Genomic DNA, 17872 nt, shown 5'->3' on the forward strand with positions numbered 1-17872 from the left:
GGTTTCATTGCTCGATGCCGGTGGCCGTGATCAGCGCCGGGTAGTGCCGCAGGCCCAGGCGATCGGCCAGGTCGTCTCCGGCTACGGGCGCGAGTGGCACGCCCGGCACCAGGGCACGCAGCCGTGCCAGCCCCTGCGCGGTCTCGACGTTGACCACCAAGCCGACCGCGCCGCGTTCGCGCAAAGCAGCGCCGCGGCGCTGCAACCAGGCCCGGGAGGCGTCGTCGTCGCCGATGACCACGAACGGCCGCAGGCCAGGCGCTTCGATCACGCGCCGCGCGACGGTGCCGGGCGTGAGCTTGGCGCTGCGCACCGGCAGCATCGCTGCCTCGTCCGCGGGTGTGGCGGGAACCTGGGGCGTCGGAATGGGCGGCCGGGCCGGGACATCGGCGCGCGGCTGGAGGTTGAGCGCCTCGTAGTACGGCAGCGCCGACGTGCCACCGCGATCTTCGACCACGATCAGCGGATCGCCGGCACGCGCTGCCAGCGGCAGACCTGCCAGCAGCACAAGCAGGCCCCGCAAGGCCAGATGGGATTTCGTCATGGGGAAGTCTCCTGGCGCGCGGCGAGCACCGCGGCGTTTGGACGTGCGCCCTGCACACGCGCGAGATGGCGCGACACGCTGCGCCGGTAGCGGGCGGCGGGCTCGCCGCCCGCAGGACGGTGGTAGCGGCCGATCGCGAGCAGCCAGTCTTCGCCGGACGTGTGCTGCTCCTTCAGGATTTCAGCGGCGATGGCGAGGTTGCGATACGGGTCCAGCAGGTCACACGCGCTGGTGAAACGGTGCTTGTGGTAGCCGAGGTTGATCTGGCCCAGGCCTGCATCGATGCGCGTGTGGGGCGTGGCGCGCATCGCCTGTTGCAAGCCCGAGCAGGCATCGGCGCGCGTGGCGAAGCGGCGCGACTGGCCGGCGACATTGAGGGACCACGGCCACGGGACGATGCGCCCGTTGCGTCGAACTCCGCTCTCCTGCAAGGCCACGGCGTAGAGCACGGTCGAGGGGATGCCCGCCCGCTGGGCGGCGAGCTGGTAGGCAGGTGGCGGAATCTCCTGGGCATGGACGGCGCAGGCGCACAGGCCGGTAGCGAGCACCAGTGCGCGCAAGAGCTGCGAGACGGAGGTGGCCGCTACGGCTGGCGCTGCCATTGGCCGTTCACCTCGCGCACAGCCGCGGGCAAGTCACCGGGCAGGCCCAGCGACAGCCAGCGGCCGCCGTCGTGGTTGAGGGTAATGCTGCCGCTGCGCACGCGCGCCGGGTCGATCTGCGCGCGCTTGGCCCAGTCGCGGATGCGTGCGTCGTCCTGGCGGCTGCCCACCATATACAGGTCGAACTCGGCACCCGAGGATTGCAGCCGCTGCACGAGCTGCCCACAGGCCGCGCAGCCGTCCTTGACGAACACCGCTATGCGACCGCTGCCGCGCGCGGTGCCGGTGCCCGGCCCGTCGTCGGGCAGGTTCACGCGCTGCATACCAGGATTCAGGCGCTGCCAGGCTTCGTCGTAGGCACGTTGGTAGGCGAGCAGCTTCTCGACGCGGCGTGCCTCGACTTGCACCTGCAGCTCTGCATAGCGCCGCCGTTCTTCGTCGGTGCGTGCTTCGATGCCTAGGGCAGACAGCGGGTCCAGGTTTGGCGAGTAGATGCCCAGTGGCCCATCCATCAGCTCGCGGTAACGCGCCCATTCCTGGGGTTGGAGGCCCCAGTTGCTTGCTACTCGGTCGTCCAGGACGCGGGCGGCCAGCGGGCGCTCCTGGCTCTGCGCATTGCGGGCGGGAGCTGTGGCTGGCTGCTGCGCCCACGCGGGCCACTGGACTGAAGCCAGCAGGAGTGCGGAAAGGATGATCGACGGCTTCATGTCGTGTGCTCCGATCAGGGAATCGCCACGCGACGGGTCTGGTCGCCGGCTTGGAACACCGCGGCGCTGCCATCGATTGCCTGCAAGCGCCATGGACCGACCGCATCACCGGGCAGCAGCACCTGAAGCTGGTCGGGCGTAAAGTTCCCACTGCTCGGCACGACGGACACGCTGAGCTGGCCGGCGCGCAGTTCGGCGCCGACGATGCGGAACGGCAGTGGCGGCGGTTCAGGCTTGGCGGCGGGCTTGCTCGATGTGCGCGGCTGGGTGGGTGTTGCTGCACGCGCGGCGGTCTGGCGCGTCTTGATCTGCTCGATCTCCGCGCGCAGCGCCTGAAGGTCGTCGGCGGCTGCGTAGCTGCTCAATGTTTTCTCAACCTGGGAAGCGCGTGCTTCCAGGATTTGGCGGGTGTCTTTGAGGTCCGCCGCCGTTGCGACAGGCGGACGCTGCTGGATGGTTCCGATGGTCTCAGCCAGGGCCACCGTCTGCGCTTCGAGGCGTTGCAAACGGGAGTCGAGTCGTTCCTCGTCGGCCTGGTCGCTCATAGCCTGGTAGCCGAGGGCCACGATGACGCTGAGACCGAGCAGCCAGAGCCAGAGCAGGCTTTGCACCACCACGGCGACAGCCGGGCGCCGCGAAGATTGGGGAGTGTTCATGGCTGGCCGCCTGGAATGGAGGGCATCAGTGGGAAGGTCTGCACCGCATCGGCGGCGGCCGGTTCGGGCATGGGTTCGATGGTCATGCTGTCGCCGGGCCGCTCGAAGCAAATCTGTCGTGCGCGGTCATCCGCGTGCAGTTCCCAGGCCGGACCAGCCAGGGTGAGCAGCGCGTCGCGCAAGGTCATGGGACCGAGATGCAGGTGCGCCGCCGGCAGAGGCAGCGCATACAACTCGATCACGGCATGTGCCGTTTGACACAGGCTGTAGCCGCTGCGCTTGAGCACATGCCGCAGCCCATCGCCGACCGTGACGCGGGCATCCGCCGGCATCGAAACATCGATGGTCTGCAACAGCAGGTCGCGCTGCGCCGCCGTGGGGGCCAGCTCGACCAATGTGTAGCGCCCGTAGCGCACAACGGGGATGTACTCGGGCGCTTCGGGTTCGGGCGCGGTCGAGACTTCCTCGAAGGCATCGGGTGCGTGCGGCGCAGTCGTTGTCGCGCAGCCGCCAGCCAGTACCGACCAAAGCAGGCCGAGAAATCCCGTCAGCAGGCGGCGTTCGGGATGGTGAAACCAGGGTGGAGAGGGGCACATGGCGCGTCGTCCTGAAACATCGAGCCCTCACCATCGCCGCTCGGGTCACGAGCAGCAGCAAACAATGCGAACCAGGCAGCGCCCGATTTCCCGACAGCCTCACTCCAAAGAAAAAGGCCCCCGAAGGGGCCAGTGAAAGCGCAGATCGGACCCTGCCGAATCAATCCCGAGCCAGCTTCAAGCCGGGATCGACCTGTGCCAGTTGGGCATGCGCCCAGCAGCGCACGAGCTGGCCGTTCTCGCCGAGGGGCCGATCCGCCACCGCCGCCGAATACTCGTCGGTATCGCGGGTGTCGTAACAGATGACCTTGATCTCGCCGGCATCGCAGCGGATGGAGTGGATCTGGCCGTCGGTCATATCGACCACGACCACCTGCCGGACGAGGCCCAGTTCGCGGGCGGCTGACAGGATGGCTCCTTGTTCGGCAGCGTCGAAGCAGACGAATGGCCATTCGTACCCGGCTTCTTCGGCGAGGTCTTTGGCCTTGTCGCGGTGGATACCCAGGTCGTATTCCTCCTGGGTGGTCCTGACGGTGAAGATTGGCATCTCGGACATGCCCGAAGCGTTGATGCAGGCGATGGCGACTTGGCTTTCGATCTCGCCTTCATCGGCTGGGTCGGCCGAAGGAATGAGGGCTTGGCCCTGGGTTTCTTCGTTGGCCATGTCCATGCGTTCGCGCATTTCGGCGACGAATGCATCGGAGGCCATCAGGCCATAGCGCGCCAGGCGCACGGGGATGTCTTCAGCGTCCAGACCGCCATCCTCAATGCGCTGTTGCATGAAGGCGGCGATCTCGGCTTCCAGCGCATCGCGGTCAGTCGCCGGCTGCGCCACGGACACGTCGATCGACCAGGCATCCACTTCCGCGGCGGTGTCGCCGGTCAGCAGACCCTCGCCGATGGCGCGTTCGCACATGCCGCGCAGCCGGGCCAGCATCTCCGGTGCGGCCTCGTCATTGAGCAGGTAGGCCACGTCCAGCGTGAGGCGAGCGTTAGCGACTTCGTGCGTAGTTTGGGTATGGGTGTTCATGGAAATCTCCTTGGAATGAAAAGAGCGCAGCCACGTTCACGGAGACCGTGGACGTGGCTGCAAGGTGGGAACAACGGAAAGCCGGCGGCGCTAGGCCGGCGTTGGCGTGGGGATCAGGCGGCGACCAGTTGCCGGGCCAGTGCGACCTCGACCGAATCACCATCCTGGTTCAGGACGTCCAACCCCGATTCGGGCACGTCGCCCGAGGTGGACTGCGAGACCATGATCTTCTTGGCCATCAGTTCGAGGCAGGTCATCTGCGAGGAGCCGGCGTAGCCGAGGTAGATCACGCGCACGGGGTGCTTCTGCCCGATGCGCCAAGAGCGGCGTGCCGCCTGCTGGAGCGAATAAACGTTGTAGCCGGATTGCATGAACACAATCGTGGGAAAGTCCAGCAAGTCCAACCCCGTCTTGACAAGCTCGGGATTGGTGATGAGCACGTCGATGCCCCGGTCCAACTGCTCGGCGATCCAGTCTTCGCGACGGCTGGCATCCACGCTTGCGCGCAGCACTGCCACCCGAAAACCTTCCTGCTCCAGCAGCACCTTCAGGCGCGACGTGGTATCGCGCGTGCCGGTATAGACCGTGTAGGCCAGCACCTTGCGGCCCTGTGCCTTCTCCTGTTTGCAGATGTCGATCAGCTCACGCTCCTTGGGGCTGATCTCGAACTCGTTGAACTGAGCCGGGACGAACGCCAAGGTGTTGCGCGTGCGCGGATGCACCACGGTCTCCGACCGGAAGCAGCAATCTGGCCAAGCCAGCAGCACATTGAGCACCACACCCAGCAAGGTCGTATCGCGTCGTGCAAGAGCCTGTTTCAGCTCCGCGGTCAGCCGACCCGCCAGATCGCGGGAGGCCGCGGCTTGCGCCGTGTCCATCGCGACTTCGCGGAACTCCTCGTCATACGGCGGCAGGACGTTGCCGCCGATGTCCTTGAGCTTGAGGAAGATCGTGAACGGCAGGATGCAGCGCAAGACGCCCTTGGGGCCGAAGCCCGGGGCCTTGACCGTGCGCACCGATACCTTGGTGCCCTTGGCCGTCTTGTGCGCCGTGCCGGTGCTCTCGGAGTAGATGTCCTTCAAGACCCCGTGATCGCGCATGAACGCCATCGCGGCCGAGGTCATGCTGCCGCTCGTGGTCGGGCGGTAGCCATCTTCGATCATCCGCCCCGGAAGGGCTCGGAACAGCAGGTAGAACAGGTCGTCCCCGTAGCCGCCCATCAGCGTGCCAGTCAGCAGCAAGGTCTTGCGAGCCTTCGCTGCCAGCACGCCCATGGCCTGGCCTTGGGCACTGCCGCCGTTCTTGTACTCGTGCGCCTCGTCGGCGATGAGCAGGTCGAACGTGCCTTGCGGCAGGTAGCGTTTGATGAACTCGGACGGCTGGTAGCCGCCTTCGCCAAAGCCGAACTCCATGTTGGCCATCGCACGTTCCATGCGGGTGGCCTGACGGTCGGAAAACACCAGCTCGCCGTTGCCGTCCATGAGGTTGATGAACTCATGGATGTTGTCGCCGAGCATCGAGGCCAGGAAGCCGTCTCCGAACTTCTGCATCAGCTTCTGCGCGGTGACTGCCCCGATGGTCGGGATGCGCTTCAAGGCTTTCAGCACGGCCGAGGACTGGTCGCTGCCGGACAGGCTGCGTGGGCGGATCAGCGTCCACAGGGGCGCTGCGCAATGGCTGCACTTCCTGCGGTACTCCTCGGCTTCGAGCGCGACCGGGTTGACCGGCTCGCCGTCGAGGTCGGTGATGACCGTGCCGCAGTCCGGGCAGGCCGCCACGTCGCCGTGGCGGGTGAGCCGCTGGGTGAAGACAGGCTTCCAGTGGAAGCCCATTCGCATCCTCACGCGGCCAAGGACGAAGAACTCCTGACCCGTGGGCTGGACATCCAACTGCTCACGCAGCTTGATGAGCTTGACGAGCGTATCCGGCCCGTTGAGCACCCACACTTTGGCGCCCGCTACCGTCTCCTGGATCTCGCGCCGCCACTTGTAAACAAGGTGCGGTGGCGAAAGCACCAGGGTGCGGCGGTAGCCTTCGGCGTTGAGCACGGCGGCCGTGGCGATGCCGACGGTCGTCTTGCCGCAACCCATTTCGCCATTGACGATCGCGGCGCGTTCGCCACGGTCGATCAGCAACTCGGCGGCGGCGTGGACGACTTCGGCCTGGGCCTGGAACAGCTTGCGCTTGAGGCTGGCGACGACGAGTTGCCGGTGCGCCTGCGGTTGGCCGGTATAGACCGGCGGATTGGCGCTGTTGAGGGCGTCGAGCAGTTCGTCGCCGAACTCGCTGACGAAATCCTGAAGGCTCAGGGTCAGAGGGGAAGATTCCGCGTCGAGCAGCTCGCCCTGTACGGGTGCGGCTTCAGCGGCATTGGTTTCGAGATCGAGGGACATGGTGATGCTCCAAAGAAAATGGGGCATGCACCACCCCCAGCGGGGCAGTGGCATGCCCCGTGGTGGGAAGAGAATCGGCGCTTGGCCGAAGGTGATTGAAGGTGCTGGCCTGGGTGGTCAGCGGCTGAACCGTGCTCAGTCCTCGGACGGCAGAACGATGACGGTGGCGTGGCGCTCCGCGTCGGTAACGATGCGAATGGCCAGCCCCGGATGGATCACGTAGTGCGATGCCAGCGATGCGCCTGATTGAAGCGCGGTGCTGTTGGCCTGCCATTGCTGGACGTTGACGTCGCCCCAGTCGCCACGGGTGTGGCGCCTGAAGTACGGGATCGGGTCGAGGCGACCCGAGCGGACCAGGCGGTCAATGCCTTTGCTGAAGATAAGCGCCCCGATGGGGAACGCCAGGTTCTGACAGTAGGTTTCGATGCGATGTGATGCCATGGGCTCCTCCTTGATGAGTCATTGAGCCACGACACCCCTGCCGGAGTGAAGTGGCTCCGTCAGGAGAATGAGGATGACGATGTGGGGACGTCAGATCAGGTCCCGCTCTTCGGGAAGCTGGATCACCGTGGTCTGGTGGTCCTCGCTGGTCTTGACGATCAGCGCCAGGTCCGGCGTGATCCTGAACTGCGAGATCATCAGGTTGTCCTGTTGGATCGCCACGTCGTTGGCTTGGCGTGTGGCCTCATCGATCTCGCCCCAGTCCCCGCGCACATGGCGCTGGACATAGGCTAAGGGGTCGATCAGGCCTTTTCGGGCCAGCCAATGCACCTTCTCGCTCAACTTCAACGTACTCGGTGCGAACAACGGTTGCTTGTGCGGCGCTGGCCGCTTGAACGGATTGGGGAACATGGTGTTTCTCCTTCGATGTGGTACAGCAGGACGGCAGCGCGTCCGGTGGATCAGCGGATGGTCAACACTTCGCCCCGTGTCGCGGAGCCAGGCGTCATGTCCCACGCGCGGATGACGGGCACAAACTTGTCGGTGAGGATGCGGGTCTCGGCGATGGAGCCGTCTTCGCGTTCGGTGAATTCCCGCTGGAGCGTCTTGTCCTTGTGGGTGTCACCTTTGACGACGAGCACGCGCCCCGTCTGGGAGCGCACAACGCCGGAGATCGCGCCCGCGGCCAAGGCCAGGGCGAGATGCCAGTGGGACAAGGCTCGCGCCGGTGGACGCAGCGACTGCTGCGCGGCCCCCAAGTGCGTGTCCAGCGACGGCCAGAGGCCCTGCAGCCTGCCAACCTCGTCGGCGAACTGTTCGGGCTCCATCGTCACGCGGAAGAAATGCTCCGGCTCGGCCGGACTGGCGGGGACGATGTATGGCAGGAACGGCCACTCGCTCGGAAGTTCCTCGGCTTCGACTTCGCCAAGCCCAACCTGCAGCAGCAGGTTGCGCACGGCCTTGACGCCATCGGGGGCCTGCTCGCGCTGGCGCACCCTTCGGCCAAAGATCACCACCTGCTTGAACTGCGTTTCCACCGCTCGGTAGATCCGCAGATCGATGTAGTGGCGTGTCAGCCAACCAACCAGCTCCGCGTCGAGCACGTAGCCGGGGACGATGAAGATCAGCATGCCGCCGTACTGCAGCAGCGACAGCGAACGCTGATAGAACAGCTTTTCGAGGCGGGCACGGCCCTGGCCTTGGTAACCGATGTTGCCGTTGACATCCTTGGACAGGTCGCCATATGGCGGGTTGAGCCAGAGCAGCCCGAAGGACTGCTTGGAGACCATCGTGTCCATCAGGTCCGCGTGCAGGCAGTGATCGACCAGGCTGCGGGCATGGCGTGCCCGCTCCGCGTCGAACTCGACGGCGAACGCCTTGGCCTGCCCGCGCCCGAGGGCATGGGCGGCTTCGGCGATCGCCACGCCTTCGCCGGCGCAGGGATCGAGGATGCACATCGGTCCGTCGCTGGGCATCAGTGCGTTGAGGGCTCTTTCGAGCGTGGGTTCGTCGGTCGGGTAGTAACCGTTCTTGGCGAAATTGCGGGCGAGCCGCGGGAACATGAGGGCCATGGAAGTCTCCTGGTTGGCGGGGGATGAAAGACGGAAGCACGCCGAGACGTGCCTCCGAGGGGGTCAAGCCGCTACCGCTTCCGGCGTCCAAATCTTGGTCGGATAGGGATAGGCGGTGAGCGCGTCACTGCGGATCAGGGAGCCCAGCGCCAGGGTCAGCGCCGGCACGTCGATGGCGAGCCGATGGCCTTCCAGCGGCCCGAGGGCGAACGGAAGGCGGGCCAGCATCTCGCGGCTTTGCAGCAGTTCCAGCACGGTCTCGCGCCAGTGGTCGAGCAGCGGCAACGGGCAGGTGTCCCGCACCAGCATCCACAGGCGGTCAAGCCGGTGGGCGCTGTCGCGCGGCAGCAATGCCAATGCGCTGGCGTTGGCCTTGTCGGGCTTGACGCAGCGCCGGTCGAACAGCCACACGTTGGACAGCGAACCGAACAGCGTTCGCCGATAGGCGCGCGTGATGCGCTTTTCCAGCCGATCGACGTTGCCGATGAACACCGGGACGCTGCCGCCCTGGTCGGTGATGACGTGAAACTGGTCCAGTCCCTGCTCGTCGCGCCCGAGGGTCAGGCGAGCGAGGAACTGCTGGACGGCGGTGTCGCGTGCCCAGATGGACAGGAAGATCAGGTTGCCCTGGTCATCGCCGACGCAGGCGTCGGCCATCACGTCCGGGCATTCGTCGATGCGGTACAGCGTGGAAGAAGTGTTTGCGGGCATGGTGGTGTCCTCGGATGAACGGGAACAGCACCGCCCGCTGGGGCAGGTACTGCCCCAGGGGGTGGAAGAAAATCGCTCAGTCCGGCTCGAACTGCCGGGTGTGCGGGTTGAAGTGAAGCGCCTCGTCCACCGCGGTGATCGGCGTGAAGCCGTCCAGGTAGATGTTGTTGAGGTACTGGTCGCGGTAGGTCAGAGCCTGCCGTGCCTGTTCCTCGGTGAGGCCGTTGCTGATGAAGTACTCCTGCATTTCCTCGTCGGAAGACACTTCGTCGTTGGACAAACTTCCTTCAACGACTGCCAGCAGCGAGGGTGAGAGCGCAGCCAGGATCGGGTCCATGTCGGTTCCTCCTGACTCAGGCCATCAGCGTCGCGGCGGGAGCCGTGACAGCCGTGGGTGTGCGCCGCCGTGCGTGGTAGGCGCGAACGCCTGCACGCCAGTCGGCGGACTGCTCCGGTGCGAGGTCCAGATAGGACAGCGGGCACGAGTAGTAGTACGGGTGCATGGACTCTTCCAGCGGTTTGTAGCCCCACTGGTTGCCGCTGCGTTCCAGCAGATCGCAGCGGATGTAGCGCAGGGACTGGCCCGGCGCGAGATCACGATGCACACCCTCGACCTTGGCGGTCATTTCGACCACGGACCACAGCACGTTACCGCGCAGTGCGTGAGCGATGACCTTCGCGCTGACGCGCTCGGTCTCCTGCGGGGCGATCAGTTCCGCGATCAGTTCAGACCGCGATTGATGAGAGAAATACCAGCCCATGAGAGGCCTCCTGGAAAAAGTAGAGTCGGAGGCCTCCCGCAGGGGGAGAACCCCGACGGGTGGTGAAAATCCGATCAAGCGGCGATGACGTGTGCCGGACTTCAGTAGTCCGAATCGCAACCGGCCGGGCAATAACCCAGTTCGATTCCGTGCGAGCAATAGCCGTGTTCAGCGTTCCAGTCCTGGGCTTCCTGCCTTTCGGCCGGTGTCGCGTAGTCCCATTCCTGTGCGATCTGCAGCGCTTGTGCGCGTTGGTCTTCGGGCAATCGAGCAACTTGCTCGTCGATCGCCGAACTGAAGCGTTCGACGTAGTAGTCGTGAGACAGTCCGCACCCCTTGGTGGCTTGTGCGGCTTCCGTCTCGCAGAGAGCCCGCCAAGCGGGTTCATCCAGAGCGGAGCGAGGGGAATCGCAAGCGATGGTGGACATGATGGAGACCTCCAAAAAGGAGCCGAGGCCTCCCCCGCATGGGGAAGGAACCCCGGCGGGTGGATGAAGGACACCGCGGATGCGGCGCCCATGGTCACGCAGGTTGCAGTTCGGCCTGGCGGCTCCACTCCTGCGTCTTGAAGTCCAGCGCGTAGCCCAGTTCGCCCAGGCGGGCGATCTGCGCGCGCAGGGCGCGGCGGTCGATGGTCGAATCCAGCTTCACGGACTCGCCCAGCGGCCACAACAGGCCGAACAGTGCGGCGTCGCCATCCTCGGTGCTGCCGGGGGCAGCAGCCGTAGCAGGCGGCGGCGCGTCCACGCCGAAGGGCGTCGTATCGATCAGCGGGTCCGCGGAGGCCTGCACGGGTGCAGATTTGGCGGACCTGGATGCCTTGGCGGCCTTGACCGGCGTTGTCGCAGACGGCGGCCCTTGCTCTTCATCGAGCGGATCGACTTCCTGCGGGGCGAAGCTATGTGCTTCGGCCTTGCTCAGCTTGTCGATGCCGAAAAGTGTCATGCCGTCCAGGTTGGCGCGCATCTCGAAACGCATGCTGCCGTCGCTGATCGGATAGCCTTTGAGGAAGATGTAGCGGAGCACGAATTCCCCTTGGTACTTGCCCTCGGGGTACTGCTCCAGTTCGGCATCTTTTATCGTGAACTTGCCGAGTTGGCATTCGAGCTTGCCAACGTTGAACTTTCCGTTGCGGCCGTGAATGGTGCGCAGCGCGAGCTGGCCCGGGACGATGATGGGCGTGGCCGATTTCTCGGGTGCCGATGTGACTGCCATGATGCTTCTCCTTGAGAAATAGGAAAAAGGCAAGGCCCCGTGAGGGGCCATGCCGGATCAGAACGAAGCAGCCAATGCCGGCTCCTGCTCCTCGACTTCACCTGCGGGCTCGCGCTCGGCGGCCGCGGCAGGCTGCTCGGCAGCGGTGTCGGCAGCGTCCTCGGCTTCGGGCGCGGATGCGTCCTGGGCCTGCGGTGCCTCGGCTTGCGCCTGGCTCGTGGGATAGACCTGGGTGCCATCGATCTTGATCAGACCGATGTGGACCAGCGTCGATTCCAGACTCGCGGCCGGTTCCCCGGCGTGCTCGCCCTTGGTGCGGATGTACGGATCGATCTTCATGTCGTTCAGACGGAAGGCGACCAGCACTTTGCGATCCGCTTCGATGGCCTGCACGCACCGGCGAACCAGGTGCTCGGCTTCAGGGGTGGCGACGATCGTGTCGAAATACCGATACTCCGGTTCATCGACAGGGCCGGTCAGCGCTGCGATGCAGCACGACAGGAAGGGATCACCGTCTTTGGGAGTGACGTCCTTCGGGCGGCTGAGGTAGCCGATGCCGCGGGTGATCAGCTCGTGCTGCTTGATCGAGGCCAGTTCGGCCCGGTCAATCAGTTCGGTCTTGAGCAGCCGGGCCTTGAGAGACCCGCCTACTTCGCCCTTGCGTTCACCCTTGTCGCGGATGAAGGGATCGGCGCGCAGATCGCCAGTGCGGAAGCGCACCAGTGGGCGCTGCTTGGGATCGTCAACGCCGATGTAGCGCTGGACGAGCTTCTTGGCCTCGGCACCCGAGACTTTGACGTCGAAGTAGCGGTAGCTGGGGTCCCTGGCAGGGCCGACCAGCGCGGCGATGGTGCATGCCAGGAAAGGCTGCGCTCGGCGGCCGCCCCTGACGGGCACTTCACGGACACGCTGGATGTAGCCGATGCCCGAAGTGTGGAGGTCGAAATACGATTTCTCGTTTGAAGTGGTGTTCATGGTGAATCTCCATAGGGATGAAGCGGAGACACACCAGCCCACGCATGCGGGGAGAGGTGCGTAACCCCGCGGTGGGTTGATAAGGCGAAAGCATCCGCCACCAGAGACTGGTGGCCGCTCGCGAATGGATGCGGTGCGAGCTGGCTCGGTCACGCAGTCGAAACTGCGCCGCAACCTCGAAGACCGATGGTTGCCTGGCATGTCGCTGACGACGTCAGCAGGCATGGGGGCAGAATGGCCGGGCCTCGCGCGTGCGACAGCAATCAATCGGCATCCGGGCGCTTCCCATTTTTTCCAGGCTGCCCAGTTCCGCCCAAAAAGAAGCCCCCAAAATGGGGGCTTCAAAGGGTATGCGGACATTTTTGACTACGCCGATTCCACCGCCGCCAGTGACAGATGCGTAGCGGTGGCGGACAGCTCCAGATCATCTGAGCTTTGCAGAATGCGAGTGAAAACGCTGTCTTTCGGGTCGAAGAACTCGCCGAAGTCGTCGCCTCCAAGTTCGGCGCGTGCCAGTTCCCACCAGTCAGCGAACGGGTCGGTATCCGGGTTGCAGCCGACGGCATAGGCCAGCAGCTTCACGCGGCCATCGGGGCGGCGCTCTCCGCGCTCGGCGAGGAAGTACACGCCCTGGTCCTTGGCCAGGGCGACGCGGCATTGGTTGGCGATGGCCTCGGCAAGCACTGGGCGCAGGTCGGAGCCTCTGAATCGCAGTGACATGGTTGAAATCTCCTGTATGGATGAAGAAAAAGCCCTCCACCCAAACGGATGGAAGGCTTGTGGGGCAGTCGCCGGTAGGCTATGGACTGGTCAGTCGTGCCGCTGGGCTTCCTGTCTGGCATGTCAGGCTGGAACCGCCTGACGTCGCCGAGGAGCTTTGGCGTCGATCACGCTGACGTCGATCAGGCGCCAGCGCCCGTCGTCGATGAGCCGCTCTAGCACGTCACCGAGCATGTCGAAATACACCTCGTCGTGCCGATCGATCAATTCACCGTCGCGATGCAGCTCCACCACGTAGGTGTCGCCGCCACGGTCGTAGAGGATCGTCACCTGACCCTCGAACTTGGTGGTTGAAACCGTGAAGCTGATCGCCGGCGGGGTCTCGATGATCTTGGAGGGCTTGGGATCGACCCAGACGAAGTCGCGGGCACCTGCATCGACCAGCATGTGGGTGATGCACCGGAACCCGTCGGGCGCGGGCATCTCCTCCAACTGCTCGATGAGTTGGCCCAGTTCCATGCACTGCGGCTCGGGAATGGGCAGCTTGGCGGGCGCTTTGCCGAGGATATGCCTCGTGATGGTGTAAGGCGTGCCATCCGAAGTCTTCTCGGTGACGACTTCCGGGGTGTCCGCGCGCAGGCCGTCGAAACGTCGCCGGGCGTAGGGTTGGACATGAACCTTGGCGCCCTCGCTCGGGACGGTGGTCACCAGGTTGGGGTCGAGCACCGCGAACTCGCTGGGCTTGAGCTTGACGACGATGGCATCGTCATTCGCCGCGACCACCTTGCCGTCGAAGGGTTGGGGATCGATGGCGAAGCCCAGCGTCGAGGATTGCGGCTGATCATCGAACACGCGGTACTTGAACGACCGCACGTTGCGGGGCACATGGCCTGCGACAAGCGAAGGCATCAGGGTCTTGATGAGAGAGCGATCCATGGGAATCTCCTTGAGAAAGAACAAGGGATTCCCCGCCCACAAGGGAGAGGTCCCTTGTGGGTGGATGGACGCGGTACGTCCGTAGGAAGAATCGACCAGCACGGTGTCCCGCACTTGCAGCCTTGAAGGCCTCGGCTGCCAGGGCATGTGTCGGCAACGCCGACGAACATGGAGCAAGGATGGCTCTGAAATGGGCGGCCTGCCCGCAAGAAATCGCACAGCGTCGCACCCGATTTCCAGCGCTTCGGACAAGAAAAAGCCCCTCGAAAGGGGCTTGGTTGGGTCAGGCTTCGTACACGAAGTAGTGTTCTCGCTGACGTGGGAAGAAGACATGTTTCCATGTATCGCCGCTGGTGTTGCCACCGTCGAAGACGACCATTTCGTAGTCGTCAATGTCGGTGTCCACCAGTTCGGCGCTGGCGACATGGCGCATGTGCAGCGTGCCGCTCATGCGCTCGAATACCAGGATCTGGCCGATGGCGTCGTCCTGGCCCATGGCATTGACGCAGGAACCGAGCTGGTACTCGAAGTCGGACGTGCTAGGGATGAGGTCGGGGAACATGAGGTTGCTCCTATGAAAATGAACCAGCCCGGCTCCGGGAGGGAGACGGGCTGGTATGGGGAGAACAAAGAGGAAGGATGTTGTGTCGCGTGGCTGCTAGGACTCGGCCAACGGCAGGCCCAACAGCACGGGCGCGTCGGCGTCGAGAATCAGGATGCGCACATCGGCTTGGCCAGCCAGTTCAATGACGTTCGCCAGGTCATCCGGCATGCCTTTGCTTCGGTGCTCCTGGCGAAGCTGCTCCGCACTGATCCCCTCGACGTGCTCCAGGTTCTTGCCCGTCCAGGGGGTAGAGATCAGCTTGATGCCGATCGCCGGGCTGTAAGGAACCCGGAACGCGATGAACAGGAAGGCCTCCGGCGTGGCGAGGTCTGCCAGGTTGGCGAGGTATTGGCCGGTTTCCTCGCTTATGTGTGCACTGCTGATTTCCCAGCACCGGCTGTAGTAGCCGGTCTCGAAACTCAGGCGCTGCACGACTTTCCGTGCTGCTTCAGCCGAATAGGTGTCGGCGACGTGGACGGGGCGGCCGTCGAAGTCATCGCCATGGATGGCATAGACCACGGCGCCGATTATGCCTTCGCCGCTGACACCTTCACCGGCATCGCATTCGGCCAGCACCTCGGCACTCACGGGTTCGGGACCATTCCTGACCACGGCGAAATCGCTTGTGACGATGCACGAGGATGAAATCAGCTCCTCGTCGGAAAAGTGCTGTTGGCTGGCGTGGATGATTCGCCAGACATGCGGGCTTCCGTCGTCGTAGCCGATGCACAGCGTGCGGACGATTTTCAGATTCCAGTAGCCGCGGAGAAAGGGATTGGGTTTCAGGGACATGGGAACTCTCCAGAATTGAATAATGGAGCCAATCCCCGCCACCGGGAATTGGACCCGGTGGGTTGAAAGTGGAAAATGCGTCAGTCGGCGCTGATCGTTGGCGTCTGGGCCAACCGTTCGGCGATGCGATGGCGCACATTCAGGCGGAAATGCTCGTCGGTGATGCCGGCAAGCAGGTTGGCGGCCTCCAGCGCGATCAACGCCGAGGCCTCTTCGATGTCGGTGGCCACGATGGTCTTGCGCAGTTGGTCGCCGAGTTGGAGTGCCTGCGAGGACGTTCTGAAGACCTGGGCCTCGCGGCTCAGGTAGCAGCCGTTGCCGCCGAACTCGAACAGCCTCGGTTTGCTGCAATGCCAGCAACCCTCGAACTGGATGGCGGTCAGGTGATGACCGTCATCGAGGCAGGAGGCGATCAGAAACAAGGCTTCCAGGTCGGCGCTGTCCTCGAACTGGTGGTGCTCGATGAGGTTCTCCAGCTCCCAGTCCTGGTCAGCACCGAAGTGCCCGGTCAGCCGTTCAAGCAGAGGTGGAATCGACAGTTCTTCGTCGTCGGGCATGGGGATGCCGAGTTGTGTGGCCAGGTCTTCCAGGCCATCCAGCACATCCGTCCAGCGCGGGTCATTGGTCTCGGCGATCTGGGCGATGTAAGCCTGTCCATTGCCGGGATGGTTTTCATCCAGCGCAAAGGCGCCGAACAGCGCCTTGATGACGGGAGTAACGCGGTCGAGCACGAGAACGCCCGTGCCTTCGTAGTAGTTGTTTGCCATGGTGGCTCCTTTCGGGGAAGTGAGCGGAGCCAGCCCATGCGGACGATGGCATCCGCGGGAATAGCCCAAGGCCGTTGGCGCCGGGCGATGGGTAAGAAAAATTGAGGGACATGGCCTCATGGGCGCATGTCCCTCACGTGGGATCGAGAGGACAGTGGCGTGCCGGAGACCGGCTCACCAACCGCTGTAGTTCACCAGCAGGTCGGCGATGACTTTGCGGCGTTCCAGGTCGAGACCGTCGAAGTCCGACAGCCCGTCGAAGTGGCAGCGCTTGAGCATGGCACCGCCCTCGCGCGCGTTGTAGAAGCTGACCATGGCGGACAGGAACATGCGTTCGCCGCTGCTCAGGACGCCGAGGGCATCGTTGAGCCGCAGCATGTCGGGACGCAAATCCCACTTGGTGTTGGCCTGGTTCAGGCCTTCGCGGGTGCCGTCGCCGAACCATTGCGGGCCGGCGATCTCGACACCACGCTTCCAGGTCTCGAAGAAGGCTTGGGGCGCGGCAGCGAAATGCTGCTCTTCCCGCATGATCTGATCGACGACTTCCTGCGGCAGAAGCTGGTTCATGACGTGATTCCTCCAGTTGGATCAGGGCGTGGCGAGCTGGGTCCAGCCGCCTCTTTCGAGCGCACGTTGAGCTGCGGCGTAGCTGCGGAAGTACTCGCGGGATTCCCGCGAAACGGGACCTTCGGTATCGTGCGTGCCGATGTAGTGACCGGCGGCGCTTTGCAGGACTTCGAGCGGCAGGAACTTGCCGCAGTAGGTCGAGGCCAGTTGGCCGAAAGAGGCTTGCTGGGACATGGACGGACTCCTTTGAAAAGCGGGGCCTTGTCCCTCACGGGATGGCAGCTCCCGCACGCGGTTGATAAAAGGCATCGACGTCACGAGGACGCGCGTCCGCAGACTTGATGCGATGCGGACTGGTGGGCAACGCGGGAGAGACCCGCGGCAGCCTGGAACCCTGGCTGCTGGCATGTGCTGACGAATCAGCGAACATGCGGGCAGCTTCGTGCGAGGGCCGCTCGGCGTCAGTGGGAAAACGGCATCCGACCCAGCCCCGATTGATGGGCGCAGAAAAGAAAAGCCCCGCATCGAGTGCGGGGCTGTCAGGAGGGTGCGGTGGCGCTGGGTCAATCGGGCTTGTCGCCCAGGACATGCTGCTTCCACAGGTCGAATGCCTGCTCGGGCGGAAGCTCGGCGAGGATGACGATGGGCTGGGCCTGCCGGGCGCGCAGCGAAGCGAAGTACGCCTTGCGGTCGGCGATGGCCTTGAGCTTGATGCCCTTGATGAACAGCAGTTTGCCGTCCTTGATGAACAGCACCTTGTTGCCGATGTCGCGGTTGAAAGCGGATCGCACCTTGCGTTCCGCGTGCATGGTATCGGCCAGCTCATCGACCAGGAAGTCGAGCGTCATGTCGATGTAATGAGGGTCTTCACCCTCCTTGCCGAGATCGAGAGGCGAAGGCGGCAGGCCCTTGGCGAAGGCTTCGGCCTGAGCCAGCAGCGCCGCCCTGCCTTCGAGCGCGCGGATGAACGTCGAGCCGCCGTGGCCGTCGTTGCGGGCCTCGGCGATGGGAGTGCCGTCGAACACGACGGTCGCGGTGAAGCACAGCGTTTCCTCGCTGGCGAAGTCGGCGACCTTGAGGTTCTTCAGCATGATGCGGTCTTGCTTGGTGATGGTGTCCATGGGAAGTCCTGAAATCGACCGGGTGACGACACGTCCCTGACGGGACGTGGCGACCATCCCGTGGGTTAGAGAAAGGAGGCATCGATGCCCCGGTGGGCAGCGTTCGCCGGTGAGATGCCGAAGCGAACTGGCGGGTGGCGTGGGCGGAACCCACGGCAGCCTT

General features: G+C 64.4%; 23 protein-coding genes and 1 pseudogene. All 24 read right to left on the bottom strand.

Annotation, left to right across the window (positions count from 1 at the left end; translation table 11 throughout):
* Positions 1-4: 4 nt before the first annotated feature.
* Entirely contained in the window at positions 5-544 is a 540-nt protein-coding gene (locus MJ605_RS16295) for an integrating conjugative element protein (protein ID WP_023657235.1), read from the bottom strand.
* Complete coding sequence (locus tag MJ605_RS16300) at positions 541-1146, bottom strand: transglycosylase SLT domain-containing protein (RefSeq protein WP_023657236.1); 606 nt, start codon at positions 1144-1146, stop codon at positions 541-543. The genes MJ605_RS16295 and MJ605_RS16300 overlap by 4 nt, the downstream gene beginning before the upstream one ends.
* Positions 1128-1853, bottom strand: a complete 726-nt coding sequence (locus tag MJ605_RS16305; protein ID WP_033894830.1) for a TIGR03759 family integrating conjugative element protein — start codon at positions 1851-1853, stop codon at positions 1128-1130. Before MJ605_RS16305 ends, MJ605_RS16300 begins: the two co-directional genes overlap by 19 nt.
* Positions 1854-1867: 14 nt before the next feature.
* Complete coding sequence (locus MJ605_RS16310; RefSeq protein ID WP_033894831.1) at positions 1868-2509, bottom strand: hypothetical protein; 642 nt, start codon at positions 2507-2509, stop codon at positions 1868-1870.
* On the bottom strand, positions 2506-3105 hold the full coding sequence (gene pilL2, locus MJ605_RS16315; protein ID WP_023657238.1) for a PFGI-1 class ICE element type IV pilus protein PilL2: 600 nt from the start codon (positions 3103-3105) through the stop codon (positions 2506-2508). Before pilL2 ends, MJ605_RS16310 begins: the two co-directional genes overlap by 4 nt.
* A gap of 160 nt (positions 3106-3265) precedes the next feature.
* Positions 3266-4135: a hypothetical protein gene (locus tag MJ605_RS16320; RefSeq protein ID WP_023657239.1), complete on the bottom strand. Its 870-nt coding sequence runs from the start codon at positions 4133-4135 to the stop codon at positions 3266-3268.
* A 113-nt stretch (positions 4136-4248) separates the two neighbouring features.
* Positions 4249-6528 carry a helicase-related protein gene (locus MJ605_RS16325; protein WP_033894833.1) on the bottom strand — a complete coding sequence of 760 codons (2280 nt, stop codon included), beginning with the start codon at positions 6526-6528 and terminating at the stop codon, positions 4249-4251.
* Between the two features lie 135 nt (positions 6529-6663).
* Positions 6664-6969 carry a hypothetical protein gene (locus MJ605_RS16330; RefSeq protein ID WP_023103916.1) on the bottom strand — a complete coding sequence of 102 codons (306 nt, stop codon included), beginning with the start codon at positions 6967-6969 and terminating at the stop codon, positions 6664-6666.
* 90 nt (positions 6970-7059) lie between these two features.
* Positions 7060-7380: a hypothetical protein gene (locus MJ605_RS16335; RefSeq protein WP_023657241.1), complete on the bottom strand. Its 321-nt coding sequence runs from the start codon at positions 7378-7380 to the stop codon at positions 7060-7062.
* Positions 7381-7430: 50 nt separating this feature from the next.
* A pseudogene (locus MJ605_RS16340) lies at positions 7431-8555 on the bottom strand (DUF6094 domain-containing protein); the annotation flags it as partial.
* A 48-nt stretch (positions 8556-8603) separates the two neighbouring features.
* The gene (locus tag MJ605_RS16345; RefSeq protein ID WP_023657243.1) at positions 8604-9251 is read right to left on the bottom strand and encodes a hypothetical protein; all 648 of its coding nucleotides are present in this window, start codon (positions 9249-9251) and stop codon (positions 8604-8606) included.
* A gap of 76 nt (positions 9252-9327) precedes the next feature.
* Positions 9328-9588, bottom strand: a complete 261-nt coding sequence (locus tag MJ605_RS16350; RefSeq protein WP_023657244.1) for a hypothetical protein — start codon at positions 9586-9588, stop codon at positions 9328-9330.
* Positions 9589-9604: 16 nt separating this feature from the next.
* Positions 9605-10012: a hypothetical protein gene (locus MJ605_RS16355; protein ID WP_023657245.1), complete on the bottom strand. Its 408-nt coding sequence runs from the start codon at positions 10010-10012 to the stop codon at positions 9605-9607.
* A gap of 101 nt (positions 10013-10113) precedes the next feature.
* Positions 10114-10440, bottom strand: coding sequence for a hypothetical protein (locus tag MJ605_RS16360; RefSeq protein WP_023093457.1), 327 nt, complete (start codon positions 10438-10440; stop codon positions 10114-10116).
* Between the two features lie 94 nt (positions 10441-10534).
* Positions 10535-11227, bottom strand: a complete 693-nt coding sequence (locus MJ605_RS16365; RefSeq protein WP_023657246.1) for a DUF3275 family protein — start codon at positions 11225-11227, stop codon at positions 10535-10537.
* Between the two features lie 57 nt (positions 11228-11284).
* On the bottom strand, positions 11285-12202 hold the full coding sequence (locus MJ605_RS16370) for a DUF3577 domain-containing protein (protein WP_023657247.1): 918 nt from the start codon (positions 12200-12202) through the stop codon (positions 11285-11287).
* 366 nt (positions 12203-12568) lie between these two features.
* Positions 12569-12922, bottom strand: a complete 354-nt coding sequence (locus MJ605_RS16375; protein WP_023657248.1) for a DUF3085 domain-containing protein — start codon at positions 12920-12922, stop codon at positions 12569-12571.
* A 123-nt stretch (positions 12923-13045) separates the two neighbouring features.
* Positions 13046-13858 (bottom strand): hypothetical protein, encoded by an 813-nt coding sequence (locus tag MJ605_RS16380; protein WP_023093461.1) that lies wholly within the window; start codon positions 13856-13858, stop codon positions 13046-13048.
* Positions 13859-14141: 283 nt separating this feature from the next.
* Entirely contained in the window at positions 14142-14420 is a 279-nt protein-coding gene (locus MJ605_RS16385; RefSeq protein WP_023657250.1) for a hypothetical protein, read from the bottom strand.
* Between the two features lie 96 nt (positions 14421-14516).
* On the bottom strand, positions 14517-15254 hold the full coding sequence (locus MJ605_RS16390) for a DUF5983 family protein (protein ID WP_023657251.1): 738 nt from the start codon (positions 15252-15254) through the stop codon (positions 14517-14519).
* Between the two features lie 80 nt (positions 15255-15334).
* Positions 15335-16021, bottom strand: coding sequence for a hypothetical protein (locus tag MJ605_RS16395; protein ID WP_033894834.1), 687 nt, complete (start codon positions 16019-16021; stop codon positions 15335-15337).
* Between the two features lie 174 nt (positions 16022-16195).
* Entirely contained in the window at positions 16196-16588 is a 393-nt protein-coding gene (locus MJ605_RS16400) for a hypothetical protein (protein ID WP_023657253.1), read from the bottom strand.
* A 21-nt stretch (positions 16589-16609) separates the two neighbouring features.
* Positions 16610-16822 carry a hypothetical protein gene (locus MJ605_RS16405; RefSeq protein WP_023657254.1) on the bottom strand — a complete coding sequence of 71 codons (213 nt, stop codon included), beginning with the start codon at positions 16820-16822 and terminating at the stop codon, positions 16610-16612.
* A 329-nt stretch (positions 16823-17151) separates the two neighbouring features.
* The gene (locus tag MJ605_RS16410) at positions 17152-17709 is read right to left on the bottom strand and encodes a hypothetical protein (RefSeq protein ID WP_023657255.1); all 558 of its coding nucleotides are present in this window, start codon (positions 17707-17709) and stop codon (positions 17152-17154) included.
* Between the last annotated feature and the right edge of the window lie 163 nt (positions 17710-17872).

Origin of the sequence: Dyella sedimenti (genome assembly GCF_022760995.1) — a bacterium.
GTDB classification, from domain to species: Bacteria; Pseudomonadota; Gammaproteobacteria; order Xanthomonadales; family Rhodanobacteraceae; genus Dyella; species Dyella sedimenti.